The sequence below is a fragment of the Streptomyces sp. CC53 genome, from assembly GCF_001865245.1.
Classification (GTDB): Bacteria; Actinomycetota; Actinomycetes; order Streptomycetales; family Streptomycetaceae; genus Streptomyces.
In genome coordinates this window covers 1-12,210 of sequence record NZ_MKXB01000101.1, presented here as the reverse complement: position 1 = coordinate 12,210, position 12,210 = coordinate 1, and the positions used below count along the sequence as shown (strand labels likewise).

Sequence of the window (12,210 nt, the reverse complement as noted above, 5' to 3'; positions counted from 1 at the left end):
CCGGGGGCCGGGCCCCGGCGCACGGTGGCACCAGGCTCGGCTCCGCAGTTCCTCGACGGTGCCGGTCCCCGGGGGTCCCCGGAGACGCGAGCCGGTCAGACCCGTACGAGGCATTCCGGCTCACCACCGGTGCGGTGGCTCACGGTTGCGGGATCAGCGCCGGATTTGCACCGGCTTCCCCCCGTACGGGCATGAAGCGACGGGCTTACTTTACCCGCGGGTCAGGTGCCGGTCGGGAGGGGCCGGGCGCTTCCCCCGGAACACGGGCCTCCACCCACCGCGGCACTCCCGCGTGACGGGGCCGTCCGCAGCGCTTGCGCCGTCGCGGCCCCCGCGGTCCCGCGTCCCGCGGTGGGCGCTTCCGCGTGCCGGGCTGCCCGCGGCGCTTCTGCAGTCGTGGCCCCCGCCGTCCCGTGTTCCGTCGCGGTTCCGTGTGTCCGGCGTCCGCGGAGCTGCCGCGTGCCGGGGCCGTCCGCGGTGCTTCTGCCGTCCTGGCTCCCGCCAGGTGCCGCGCTTCCGCGTGCCGGGCCGTCCGCCGCGCTGGCGCTGTCGTGGGCCCCGCCGTCCCGCGCCGCATCGTGGGGCGCTTCCGCGTTGTCCGGCCGCCTGCGGAGCTGCCGCCTGCCGCGCTCCTGCGTGCCGGGCCGTCCGCGGCGCTTGCGCCGTCCTGGCTCCCGCCGTCCCGTGTTCCGCCGAGTGCCGCGCTATCGCGGGCCTGTCCGTGGCGCTTCCGCGTGCCGGGCCCGGGGCGTTTCTGCCGTGTGTCGTGTGCCGCGTGCCCGCGCCCGGTCGTCCGCGGTGCTCCCGCGGCCTGCCGGTGGTGCCGGTCCGGCCGCCGTCGGGGTGCCTCAGTCCAGCAGCCGGCAGGCCGTCTCGATGTCGGCCCTCACCTGGGCGAGGGACGCGCGGCCCGAGAGCCAGGCCACCAGTGCCGCGTACCAGGTGTGCTCCACCACGCGCACCGCCGCGAGCTGCTCCCCGGTCGGTTCCCGCGCCCGCATCGCGTCCAGGATGATCGCCGTCGTCCGCCGCGACACCGTGTCCACCTCGGCGCTCGCGCTGCGGTCGGCGAAGGTCAGCGCCCGCAGCATCGCCTCCGCGAGGAGCGGCTCCCGCTGGAGGGCGCGGAAGGCGCGCATGAGGGTCGCGCTCACCCGCTCGCCGGGGCCGGCCCCCGCCGGAGGGCGCTTGCGCAGCGTCGCGTGCAGGGCGTCCAACTGGTCCTGCATGGTGGCGACCAGAAGGTGCACTTTGGACGGGAAGTAGCGGTACAGGGTGCCCAGGGCCACCCCCGCCTCCTCCGCGACCTCGCGCATCTGCACCGCGTCGAAGCCGCCGCGCGCCGCGAGCCGGGCGCTGGCCTGGAGTATCCGGCGGCGGCGCGCCGCCTGCCGCTCCGTCAGTGCGGCCACCGGTGGCGCCGCGGCGCCGGCCGGCGCCGTCCGGCCGTCCGCTGTCATGGGGCCCCCGTCGATCCGTGCGTCCGTGCTGTCCTGCTGCGATGGCGGCGGGGAGCCGCCGCCGCGCGCCGTGGCGGGAATCACCTGATCCAGCCCTTACAGCGGCGCTACCTGCCGGTAGATTCGATGCTCCGCGAGAGATCGCCAGCGCCCGACTCTGTAACTTGTTCCAGATTAGCGCCACCGGTTACGCTCCGCCGAAACGTTCAGCCGAAGGGGGCCGCGAGTGACCGCTGAGGCCATGGAAGCAGGCCCCCGCACGGGCGCGGCCGCGGCCGGCGAGCGCCCGCTGCGCATCGCCCTCCTCACCTACAAGGGCAACCCGTTCTGCGGCGGCCAGGGCGTCTACGTACGCCACCTCGCCCGCGAGCTCGCGCACCTCGGCCACCACGTCGAGGTGGTCGGCGCCCAGCCGTACCCCGTGCTCGACCCCGTCGGCGCCGCCCCCGGCAGCGCCGCCCTCACCGAGCTGCCCAGCCTCGACCTGTACCGGCAGCCCGACCCCTTCCGCACCCCCGGACGCGACGAGTACCGCGACTGGATCGACGCGCTCGAAGTCGCCACCATGTGGACCGGCGGCTTCCCCGAACCCCTCACGTTCAGCCTCCGCGCCCGCCGCCTCCTGGCAGCCCGCCGCGGCGACTTCGACGTCGTCCACGACAACCAGACCCTCGGCTACGGCCTCCTCGGCGGACCCAAGGCCCTCGGCGCGCCCCTCGTCACCACCATCCACCACCCGATCACCGTCGACCGGCAGCTGGAACTGGACGCAGCCCGGGACTGGAAGCGCCGCGCCTCGGTCCGCCGCTGGTACGCCTTCACCCGCATGCAGAAGCGGGTCGCCCGCCGCCTCCCCTCCGTCCTCACCGTCTCCGGCTCGTCCCGCCAGGAGATCGTCGACCACCTCGGCGTGCGCCCCGACCGCGTCCACGTCGTGCACATCGGCGCCGACACCGACCTGTGGTCGCCCGACCCGTCCGTCCCCGAGGTGCCGGGCCGGATCGTCACCACGTCCAGCGCCGACGTCCCCCTCAAGGGGCTGGTGTTCCTCGTGGAGGCCCTCGCCAAGCTCCGCGCGGACGTCCCCGAGGCGCACCTCGTCGTCGTCGGCCGGCGCGCGGAGGAGGGCCCCGTCGCCCGGGCCGTCGAGCAGTACGGCCTCGAAGGCGCCGTCCGGTTCGTCAAGGGCATCAGCGACACCGAACTCGTCGACCTCGTGCGCGGCGCCCAGGTCGCCTGCGTGCCCTCCCTCTACGAGGGCTTCTCCCTGCCGGCCGCCGAGGCCATGGCCACCGGCACCCCGCTGGTCGCCACGACCGGCGGCGCCATCCCGGAGGTCGCGGGACCGGACGGCGAGACCTGCCTGGCCGTCCCGCCCGGCGACGCGGGCGCCCTGGCCGACGCACTCGGCCGGCTCCTCGGCCCCGGCGGCGCGGACCTGCGCGCCCGCCTCGGGGCCGCCGGGCGCGCCCGCGTGCTGGAGCGGTTCACCTGGGCGCGCGCGGCCCAGGGCACCGCCGAGCACTACCGGGCGGCCGTCGCCGCGGCGCGCCACGGCGCCGTCCGCACCCCGTAACCCCACCCACCCCGAAAGCAGGCCGTCCCCGTGCTGACCGTCGACTTCACCCGCTTCCCGCTCGCCCCCGGCGACCGTGTCCTCGACCTGGGCTGCGGAGCCGGACGGCACGCCTTCGAGTGCTACCGGCGCGGCGCGCAGGTCGTCGCCCTCGACCGCAACGGCGAGGAGGTCCGCGAGGTCGCCAAGTGGTTCGCGGCCATGAAGGAGGCGGGCGAGGCCCCCGCGGGCGCCACCGCCACCGCCATGGAGGGAGACGCCCTCAACCTGCCCTTCCCCGACGCCTCCTTCGACGTCGTGATCATCTCCGAGGTGATGGAGCACATCCCCGACGACAAGGGCGTCCTCGCCGAGATGGTCCGGGTCCTCAAGCCCGGCGGCCGCATCGCCGTCACCGTCCCCCGCTACGGGCCGGAGAAGGTCTGCTGGGCGCTGTCCGACGCGTACCACGAGGTGGAGGGCGGCCACATCCGCATCTACAAGGCGGACGAACTCCTCGGCCGGATCCGCGAGGCCGGCCTGCGCCCCTACGGCAGCCACCACGCGCACGCCCTGCACTCGCCGTACTGGTGGCTGAAGTGCGCCTTCGGCGTCGACAACGACAAGGCCCTGCCGGTCCGCGCCTACCACAAGCTGCTCGTCTGGGACATCATGAAGAAGCCGCTGCTCACCCGGCTCGCCGAGAACGCGCTCAACCCCGTCATGGGCAAGAGCTTCGTGGTGTACGCGACGAAGCCCCACCTCCCGTCGGGCGCCGCGCAGTGACGTCGCAGGAGCAGCGCACCGAACACCTCACCCTGCCCGGCGTCCTGACGGCCGAGCAGGCCGCGGAGACCGTCGCGGGCATCCTCGCCGTCCAGCGGGACAGCGGCGCCATTCCCTGGTTCCGCGGCCACCACCTCGACCCGTGGGACCACGTCGAGGCCGCCATGGCCCTCGACGCTGCCGGGGAGCACGAGGCCGCCGCCCGCGCCTACGCGTGGCTGGCCCGCCACCAGAACGGCGACGGCTCGTGGTACGCCGCGTACCACGACGGCGACGCCGACCGGCCGACGGACCGCTCTCGCGAGACCAACTTCTGCGGGTACATAGCCGCCGGCGTCTGGCACCACTACCTCTCCACGGGCGACGACACGTTCCTGGACCGGATGTGGCCCACCGTCTACGCGGCCGTGGAGTTCGTGCTGCGCCTCCAGCAGCCGGGCGGCCAGATCGGCTGGAAGCGGGAGCCCGACGGCACCCCCGTGACGGACGCCCTGCTGACCGGCTCCTCCTCCCTGCACCAGGCGCTGCGCTGCGCCCTCGCCATCGCGGAGACCCGCGAGGACCCGCAGCCCGACTGGGAGCTGGCGACCGGCGCCCTGGCGCACGCGATCCGGCACCACGAGGACCGCTTCCTGGACAAGAGCCGCTACTCGATGGACTGGTACTACCCGGTCCTCGGCGGCGCGGTGACCGGCGCGGCGGCCAAGGAGCGCATCGAGTCCCGCTGGGACGAGTTCGTCGTCCCGGGCCTCGGCGTGCGCTGCGTCGTCCCCAACCCGTGGGTCACCGGCGGCGAGAGCTGCGAGCTGGCGCTGGCGCTGTGGGCGATGGGCGAGTCCGACCGGGCCGTGGAGATCCTCCGCTCCCTCACGCACCTGCGCGCCGACAACGGCATGTACTGGACGGGGTACGTCTTCGAGGGCGACCGGGCGGTGTGGCCGGAGGAGCTCACCGCCTGGACGGCGGGCTCCCTGCTGCTGGCCGTCGCCGCGCTCGGCGGCCACGAGGCGACGACGACGGTGTTCGGCGGCACGGGCCTCCCCGAGGGCCTGCCTCCCGACTGCTGCTCCGCCTGACCGCACGCCGAAGGGCCCGCCTCCCCGGTCACCGACCAGGGAGGCGGGCCCTTACGCCGTGTGCTCTCCGGCGCGGGGTCAGCCGCGCTGGATGCCCGTGGTGTCCTGGAGGACGCCGCGGCGGCCGTCCTGCGTCTGGGCGACCAGGGCTGCGCCCCGCTGCTCGACCGCCAGGTACCAGGTGCCCGGGGCGAGGTCCGCGACCGGCGTGCCCGAGCCGTCCTCCGCGTACAGCGGGCGCGCCACCGGCACGGCGAACCAGAACGGGGCGAAGTCGGCGGCCGGAGCGGGCTCCGGCGCGGCCGCTGCCTGCGCGTGACCGCCCTGGGGGGCGCCCTGCGCGGCCGGGTCCGCGGCGGCCTGCCCGCCGGGGTAGCCGTATCCGCCGCCGGGGGCGCCGGCGCCCGGGTACGGCTGGGTGGCGCCGCCCGGGTACCCGTAGCCGCCGGCCGCCGGGGCGCCCGGCTGGCCGCCGTACGGCGGGGGCGTGGCGGTGGCGCCCTGCGGCTTCGGGGTCGCGCTGACGAGCGGCGCCTTCAGTGCGCCCACCATCGGAGAGGCGACGGCGCCGGCGGCCAGCGCGATCGACGCGAGCAGGCCCAGGATCAGGCCGGCGCCGGCCGAGGGCGCGTCGAGGATCGTCCAGAACGCCGTCCACAGCGCGAAGACGGTGAGCGCGACACCGAACTGGCCGAGGTCGAGGTTCACCACCTTGCGCCCGGGCATGGCCCGCGAGACGACGATGAGGGCCGCGCCGACGATGCCGGCGATGTTCATGCTCATCACCAGGCCCAGGCTGTCCCAGGCGTTGGCCTCCACACAGGGGAGCCCGGCCTGGCACTCGTAGCTGTACAAGCTGAGGAACGAGGCGATGAACAGCACCACCGCTGCTCCGATCACCACGCCGTCGCCTCGAGTGAGGGAGCGGATGTTCACGTGATAAGTCCTTCGTCGGTCAGTGTCGTCGTCATCAGGGGTGGCGCGAAGTCACGGGGGCGGCCCCATCGTACGGACGAATGTATCGTCCGGTCGGTCTACCCGAGCAGGTAGGTCGTGATGCCGTCCGCGATCCCGTGCGCCGCCTTCTGGCGCCACGCCGGGTCCTCCAGTGACGCGGCGTCATCCGGGTCACGCATGTTGCCGCATTCGACGAACACCTTGGGGACGGTGGACAGGTTGAGTCCGCCGAGGTCCTTCCGCACGTCCAGACCGGTCCCGCCACCCAGGTAGTTGGCGGGGGAGGAGCCCGTCGCCCGGGCGAACTCCGCCGCGATGCGCTCCCCGAGCGTACGGGACGGGCCGACGATCGGCGCGGTGTCCGCCGAACCCGCCTTCACCAGGGCGGGCAGGATGACGTGGTGGCCGCGGTGGCCGGCGGCGGAGCCGTCGGCGTGGACGGACACCGCGGCGTCGGCGCGGGCCTCGTTGCCGATCCGGGCGCGCTCGTCGATGCACGGGCCGTACGGGCGGTCGGCGTCGTGGGTCAGGACGACGGTCGCGCCCCGCTCCTCCAGCAGCTCCCGCAGCCGGTGCGACACGTCCAGGGTGAACGCCGCCTCGGTGTAGCCGCTCCCGGCGGCCGTCCCGGTCGTGTCGCACTCCTTGCGGTGGGTGCCGACGTCGACCTTCGCGTTGATCTCGCGGCTGTGCGCGAAGTTGCCCGGGTTGTGCCCCGGGTCGATGACGACCACCTTGCCGGCGAGGGGCGCCGGGCCGGACGCCTGGGGCGTCCCCGGTGCGGCAGTGGACGCGGAGGCACCCGCGGCGGGACCGGCGGCGGGCGCGGACGGGGGCGCACCGGCGCCCGGCCGGTGGTTCGCGGAGCCGTCGGGCGCCGCCCAGACGAGCCAGCCGGTGAGCGCGGCGGCGGCCAGCGCCACGGCGGCGGCGCAGACGGCGAGGACGGGGCGGATGCGGCGGCCGGGCTTGTTCACGTGGTCGGACACGGGCAGAGCCTAAGGTCTCGGCCTCAGATCCCCGGCCCGGTGCGGCGCAGGACACGCAGCGAGTCCGTCGCGGAGACCTCCGTGAACGCCCCCGACTCCAGCGCCCGCAGGTAGATCCGGTACGGGGCCTGGCCGGTGAACTCGTCCGCCGGGTCGGGGAACACGTCGTGGACGACCAGGAGCCCGCCCTCGGCCACGCGCGGCGCCCACCCCTCGTAGTCCGCGGTCGCGTGCTCGTCGGTGTGCCCGCCGTCGATGAAGACGAGGCCCACCTCGCCCGCCCACACCTTCGCCACCTGCGGGGAGCGGCCCACGACGGCGACTACGTACGGCTCAAGTCCGGCGGCGTGCAGGGTGCGCCGGAACGTCGGCATCGTGTCCATCAGCCCGACCTGAGGGTCCACCACCTCCGGGTCGTGGTAGTCCCAGCCCGGCTGCTGCTCCTCGCTGCCCCGGTGGTGGTCGACGGTGACCGCGACGGTCCCGGCCGCGCGCGCCGCGTCCGCCAGGAGGATCGCCGACCGCCCGCAGTACGTGCCGATCTCCAGCAGCGGCAGCCCCAGCCGCCCGGCCTCCAGGGCCGCCGCGTACAGCGCGAGCCCCTCGTGCACGGGCATGAACCCCTTCGCGGCCTCGAAGGCGGCGAGCGTCCCGGGGGACGGCTGCGGGGCGGTCGGTGCGGCCATGGGGCGGGTCCTCCGGGGTCACGGGTCTGCGGGGCGGTCCATCGTAGGCGCAGCCCGGGGCGGGGTCACGGCGGCCGGCGGCCACCGTGTGCGCGCCCGCCGGTCGCGGGCCCGGCCGTGCGCAGGGTCACGGCGAACGGTATGTACGGGTCTCCTGTCGGCTGCGACCATGACACGCATGGCCGCGCCCTCCTCCCGCACCGACCGTTCGTCCGACTGCCCCTCCGCACCGCGGTCCCCCCGCGCGGCGGCCACCGCCCGCCCCTGGGCGGTCGTCCTCGTCGCCTGCGCCGGCACGTTCCTCGTCGTGCTCGACGTGTCGGTGGTGAACGTCGCCCTGCCCTCGATGCGGTCCGACCTCGGCATGTCCGCCGCGGCGCTGCAGTGGGTGGTGAACGCCTACGCGATCGCGTTCTCCGGGTTCATGCTGCTGGGGGGCCGCGCCGCCGACCTGTACGGGCAGAAGCGGATGTTCCTGCTGGGGCTCGGTGTCTTCACCGCCGCGTCCGTCGCGGGCGGGCTGGCGCAGGAGGGCTGGCAGCTGCTGGCCGCCCGCGCCGTGCAGGGCCTCGGTGCGGCCGTCCTCTCACCGGCCACGCTCACCCTGGTCACCAGCGCCGTGCCGGAGGGGCAGGCCCGGACGCGGGCCATCAGCACGTGGGCGGCCGTCGGCGCGGGCGGCGGCGCCGCGGGCGGCTTCGTCGGCGGCCTCCTGACGGACTTCCTCGGCTGGCGCTGGGTGCTCCTCGTCAACGTCCCGGTCGGCGCCCTCGTCCTGCTCGCCGCCGCCCTGTGGGTGCGCGAGGTCCGCACGGGTCGGCGCCGCCGCCTGGACCTGCCGGGCGCGGTCCTCGTCACCGGGGGGCTCGCGTCCTTCTCGTACGGCGTCGTGCAGACCGAGCAGACCGGCTGGACCGACCCGCGGGCGGCGGCGCCGCTCCTCGCCGGGCTCCTCCTGCTGGCGGTCTTCGCCGTGGTGGAGGCCCGCACCCGCGATCCCCTCATGCCGCTGAAGGTGTTCCGCTCCCGCGCGGTCGCGGCGGCCAACGCCGCCCTCTTCGTGACCAGTTCGGCCACCTTCACGATGTGGTTCTTCATGACCATGTACGCCCAGAACGTCCTCGGCTACGGCCCGCTGGAGGCGGGGCTCGCCCTCGTACCGAGCTCGGTCAGCGTCATCGTGGGCTCCAAGCTGGGCCCCCGGCTCATCCCGCTGGTGGGGGCCAGGCGGCTCGCGGTGGCGGGTGCGCTGACGGCCGCTGCGGGCTTCGCCTGGCAGTCGACGATGGGCCCGCACGGCGCCTACGCCACCGCCGTCCTGGGCCCGGGCGTCCTGATGATGACCGGTGTCGGGCTGGCGATCACGCCGCTCGCGTCCCTCGCCACGGCGGGCGCCGCCCCGGGGGAGGCGGGCCTGGTGTCGGGGCTGACCAACACGTCCCGCACGATGGGCGGCGCGGTCGGCCTGGCCGTCCTGGCGACGGTCGCCGCGTCCCGCACGGCGGGCGCCACCACCCCGGAGGCGCTGACGGCGGGCTACGCCCTGGCGTTCCGCGCGGGCACCGGCATCCTGCTCGTGGCGGCCCTGCTGATGCTGCTGTGGCTCCCGAGGCCGGAGCCCGCGCCGGCCGCGGCGTAGCCCCGCCGCCGGGCGGCGGTGTCGCGCCCGGCGGCGCCGCTCCGCCCGGCCCGGGAGCGTCCTCGCTCACGGCACCTCCGGGCGCGGTGCGGGGCGGCCCGGGCGGTGGGCGAACCGGTCGGCCGCGCGCCTGCCGCGCTGTTCGAGCGGCAGCACGCCGGTGGCCGCCGCGAGGCCGAAGGGCGGCATGTCGAGGTAGATCGACTCGTACGAGCCCTGCGGCACGACGTACGCCTCGTGCCACAGGCCGACGTGCCCCCGCGCTCCGGAACCGCTGCGCTCCCGCCGGTTGAAGGCGGCCCAGACGGCGTGGTGCCGCATGTCCGGTGCCGACGCGTAGGCGTACAGCTTCTCCTTGGACTCCCAGTACTGGACGACGTAGTACGTGCGCGGTGACGCGGTCAGCAGGACGTGGCCGAGCAGTCCGCGGCTGCGGTCCCGGCCGAGCTCGCGCAGCATGCGCGGCATGGCGAGGAAGACGGGCAGCCAGTGGCGGACGGCCCGGAAGCGGTTGATGCGCATCCCGATCAGCAGCACCACGGCATCGCCTTCTGCGGCGGCCGTGGTGGGGCCCGGGATCGGTCGGTGGCGGCGCACGGGGGCCTCCGATACAGGTTGGATAGCGGTGCTCTCCAAAAGATGGTGGTGGGATAGTGGCACTCGCCGACGAAGGGTTCAAGGGATGCGGCTGGCCGAACTGAGCGAGCGGAGCGGCGTCTCGACCGCGACGATCAAGTACTACCTGCGCGAGGGGCTGCTGCCGCCGGGCCGCCGGATCACCGCGACGACCGCCGACTACGGCGAGGACCACCTGCGGCGCCTGCGCCTCGTGCGGGCGCTCATCCAGGTGGGCGGCCTTCCCGTGGCCAAGGCGCGGGAGGTGCTGGGCCACGTCGACGACGACTCCCTGGGCCGCACCATCCGGCTCGGCGCCGCCCTGTGGGCCCTGCCGCAGGGCCCGGAACCGCAGGACGGGGAGGCGGCGGCCGAAGCGCGCACCGAGGTCGACCGGCTGCTCGCGGCACTGGGCTGGGCGTCCGCCCGCGAACTGGGCGAACTGTCACCGGTGCACCGCTCCCTCGTGGCGCTGGTCGCCGTGCTGCTGCGCCTCGGCTACCCCTGCGACGCGGAGCTGATGGAGCCGTACGCCCGGCTGATGCGGCAGGTGGCCGTGCACGACATGGACCGGCTCGACGCGTACGAGACGGAGACGGAGGGCGTGGAGGCCGCGGTCGTGTCGGCCGTCCTCTTCGAACCGGTCCTGCGGGCCCTGCACCGCCTGGCCCAGGAAGAGGAGGCGGCCCGCCGCTACGGCCTCTGACGCCGCCCGGGCGGAGGCGCGGCGGCCGGACGGGCACCCGGGCCGTAGCCCCGCCGCGCCGCCACGGCGGCTCCCCGCGGACCGCACTCCCCACCCGCACCGGCGCCGTCGTCGCCCCCGCCCGTCCCGCGCCGGCGCCGTGTGCCCGCGCCGCACCCCGCAGCGCCCGGGCCGCCCGCGGACGGGAGGCTCCCGGGGCGCGCCCCGCACCCGGGAACGAGGAAGGGGGCCGCCCGGGGTTCTCCCGGGCGGCCCCCTCACCGGAGGTGCCGGCTCATGGCCGTCAGGCCGCGGCACCACCCTGTTCGGGCTGCCTGCGGTGGCGGCCGTGCGGCTGGACCGAGACGTCCTCCGACGGCGCCGGGCCTCCGCGGTGCTTTCCGGAGCCGCCGGCGTCCCCCTGCGGCGGCTGCGTCGCCCGGGTCGTGTCGGTGCGGGCTTCAGACATGTGGTGAAGTCACCCCATAGGTGTCGCTGTTGACGTGCGGCCCGTGAGTCTAACCGGGCGCCGCACGCCCGGTGAGCGGCGCCTGCTGCAACGGCACCGGCCTGCACACGGCGGGTGCCGCGGGCTCACCGGACGGCCCCCCGGCAGGGCATTCCTCCCGGGGCGCGGCCGCCGTCGGCTTCGGCACGTCCGGTACGAGGGCCTCCGGTACGCCCTCGACGCGGGCCAGCCCGCACGGCACGGTCGCCGTCGCGTACGGCAGCAGCAGCACCCCGTCCGGCGTCCACGTTCCCGCACCCGCGAACCACCCTTCCGGCGCCGGGAGTTGCACCAGCCGTCGGGCGGCCGGGCGCCACACGCCGATCCACCGGCCGGCCGCCGCGTCCATGCGCAGCGCCACCGCGCACCCCTCCGGCGTGAGCACCTGCCCCGGCTGCACCGCGAACGGCGTCAGCGACGCGTCCCCCGCCCGCAGGCACTCCGGGAACCGCACCGGACGGGCACTGCCCAGCACACCCCAGCCCAGTCGCGGCCGGCCCGGTGACGGAGCGTCCGAGCGGATCAGCAGCAGCCCGCTGTCCGGGTCCGCGAGCAGCAGCCGGTCGTGGCTCTCGTCGGTGATCTGCAGCAGCGGCGTGACCTCGCCGCCACGCTCCAGATCCACGGCGACCGCCTTGACCGGCCCCCCGTCGTCCTGTTCCCGGTCCAGCGAGAGCAGCCGCCCGGACCGGTCCAGCCACGCGCCACCCGTGCAGCGCCCCCGCACCTCGGCGACGTGCTCCGGCCCGAACGCACCGCCCGCCACCTGCCAGATCCCGCTGGAACGCTCGCCCGCCACGAGCGCGTAGACGCTCGAACCGTCCGGCGGGGGCGGCAGCAGCCGCACGGACTCCGCCTCGACGGCGCCCAGCGGCAGCTCGCCGGTGCCGGGACCGGCCGGGTACAGCAGCGAGAACGCGAACCTCCCCGCCACCCGCCGCGCGACCAGCACCCGACCGTCCGCGAGCGGCAGCAGCTGCGTGTCCCGCTCCTCCGGCTGGTCCAGCGGCAGCGGCACCGCATAGGGCTCCGGCCCGTCCAGGGTCCAGCGCTCGGGGTACAGGGCCTCGCCCTCCCCGGCCAGCCGGGCGGCGTAGGAGCCGTCCGCAGCGATCGTCAGCTGCGGTGGGCCGGCCGCATCGTCCTCGTGCTGCGCGGCGGCCTCGATGGCACAGGCGGTCATCGCTCGTCACCTCCGGCTCCCGAAGCTAGTTTTCGCACTTCCACCCGAACAACGAGAGCCACTGCGCTTCA

11 protein-coding genes and 1 riboswitch are annotated in these 12,210 nt (G+C 75.6%); of the genes, 5 read left to right on the top strand and 6 right to left on the bottom strand.

Translation table 11 applies throughout. The features are described 5' to 3' along the window. Positions 1-109: 109 nt before the first annotated feature. A riboswitch (cobalamin riboswitch) is annotated at positions 110-180 on the bottom strand. A 668-nt stretch (positions 181-848) separates the two neighbouring features. Continuing rightward, positions 849-1,460 (bottom strand): TetR family transcriptional regulator, encoded by a 612-nt coding sequence (locus BJP40_RS09345; protein ID WP_071267772.1) that lies wholly within the window; start codon positions 1,458-1,460, stop codon positions 849-851. A gap of 226 nt (positions 1,461-1,686) precedes the next feature. On the opposite strand from BJP40_RS09345, the gene BJP40_RS09340 reads away from it, so the two are divergent. Genes BJP40_RS09340 through BJP40_RS09330 form a run of 3 tightly spaced genes read left to right on the top strand, consistent with a single transcriptional unit; the run spans position 1,687 to position 4,877 of the window. Continuing rightward, complete coding sequence (locus BJP40_RS09340) at positions 1,687-3,036, top strand: glycosyltransferase family 4 protein (protein ID WP_071279982.1); 1,350 nt, start codon at positions 1,687-1,689, stop codon at positions 3,034-3,036. A gap of 30 nt (positions 3,037-3,066) precedes the next feature. Next, positions 3,067-3,801: a class I SAM-dependent methyltransferase gene (locus BJP40_RS09335; protein WP_071270093.1), complete on the top strand. Its 735-nt coding sequence runs from the start codon at positions 3,067-3,069 to the stop codon at positions 3,799-3,801. Further along, positions 3,798-4,877 carry a prenyltransferase gene (locus BJP40_RS09330; protein ID WP_071270091.1) on the top strand — a complete coding sequence of 360 codons (1,080 nt, stop codon included), beginning with the start codon at positions 3,798-3,800 and terminating at the stop codon, positions 4,875-4,877. Before BJP40_RS09335 ends, BJP40_RS09330 begins: the two co-directional genes overlap by 4 nt. 78 nt (positions 4,878-4,955) lie before the next feature. Here BJP40_RS09330 and BJP40_RS09325 read toward each other — a convergent pair whose 3' ends face one another. The 3 genes from BJP40_RS09325 to BJP40_RS09315 all read right to left on the bottom strand — a co-directional run bounded on the left by BJP40_RS09325 (position 4,956) and on the right by BJP40_RS09315 (position 7,509). After that, complete coding sequence (locus BJP40_RS09325; protein WP_071279981.1) at positions 4,956-5,813, bottom strand: hypothetical protein; 858 nt, start codon at positions 5,811-5,813, stop codon at positions 4,956-4,958. Between the two features lie 98 nt (positions 5,814-5,911). Next, entirely contained in the window at positions 5,912-6,823 is a 912-nt protein-coding gene (locus BJP40_RS09320) for an N-acetylmuramoyl-L-alanine amidase (RefSeq protein WP_193097188.1), read from the bottom strand. Positions 6,824-6,846: 23 nt separating this feature from the next. Next, positions 6,847-7,509 carry a class I SAM-dependent methyltransferase gene (locus BJP40_RS09315; protein ID WP_071279980.1) on the bottom strand — a complete coding sequence of 221 codons (663 nt, stop codon included), beginning with the start codon at positions 7,507-7,509 and terminating at the stop codon, positions 6,847-6,849. Between the two features lie 178 nt (positions 7,510-7,687). Here BJP40_RS09315 and BJP40_RS09310 point away from each other — a divergent pair, with 178 nt between their 5' ends. Continuing rightward, positions 7,688-9,148, top strand: coding sequence for an MFS transporter (locus BJP40_RS09310; protein WP_371258615.1), 1,461 nt, complete (start codon positions 7,688-7,690; stop codon positions 9,146-9,148). 66 nt (positions 9,149-9,214) lie between these two features. Here the strand turns inward: BJP40_RS09310 and BJP40_RS09305 are convergent, their stop codons facing one another. Further along, positions 9,215-9,745: a DUF4188 domain-containing protein gene (locus BJP40_RS09305; RefSeq protein WP_071279978.1), complete on the bottom strand. Its 531-nt coding sequence runs from the start codon at positions 9,743-9,745 to the stop codon at positions 9,215-9,217. An 85-nt stretch (positions 9,746-9,830) separates the two neighbouring features. Here BJP40_RS09305 and BJP40_RS09300 point away from each other — a divergent pair, with 85 nt between their 5' ends. Then, positions 9,831-10,469 carry a MerR family transcriptional regulator gene (locus BJP40_RS09300; protein ID WP_071279977.1) on the top strand — a complete coding sequence of 213 codons (639 nt, stop codon included), beginning with the start codon at positions 9,831-9,833 and terminating at the stop codon, positions 10,467-10,469. Positions 10,470-10,966: 497 nt separating this feature from the next. Here the strand turns inward: BJP40_RS09300 and BJP40_RS09295 are convergent, their stop codons facing one another. Then, on the bottom strand, positions 10,967-12,139 hold the full coding sequence (locus BJP40_RS09295) for a hypothetical protein (RefSeq protein ID WP_071279976.1): 1,173 nt from the start codon (positions 12,137-12,139) through the stop codon (positions 10,967-10,969). Positions 12,140-12,210: the final 71 nt, after the last annotated feature.

Coding starts and splice junctions, on each gene's coding strand:
- BJP40_RS09345 (WP_071267772.1), bottom strand. CDS start 1,460: ATGACAGCGGACGGCCGGACGGCGCCGGCCGGCGCCGCGGCGCCACCG.
- BJP40_RS09315 (WP_071279980.1), bottom strand. CDS start 7,509: ATGGCCGCACCGACCGCCCCGCAGCCGTCCCCCGGGACGCTCGCCGCC.
- BJP40_RS09310 (WP_371258615.1), top strand. CDS start 7,688: ATGGCCGCGCCCTCCTCCCGCACCGACCGTTCGTCCGACTGCCCCTCC.
- BJP40_RS09300 (WP_071279977.1), top strand. CDS start 9,831: ATGCGGCTGGCCGAACTGAGCGAGCGGAGCGGCGTCTCGACCGCGACG.
- BJP40_RS09295 (WP_071279976.1), bottom strand. CDS start 12,139: ATGACCGCCTGTGCCATCGAGGCCGCCGCGCAGCACGAGGACGATGCG.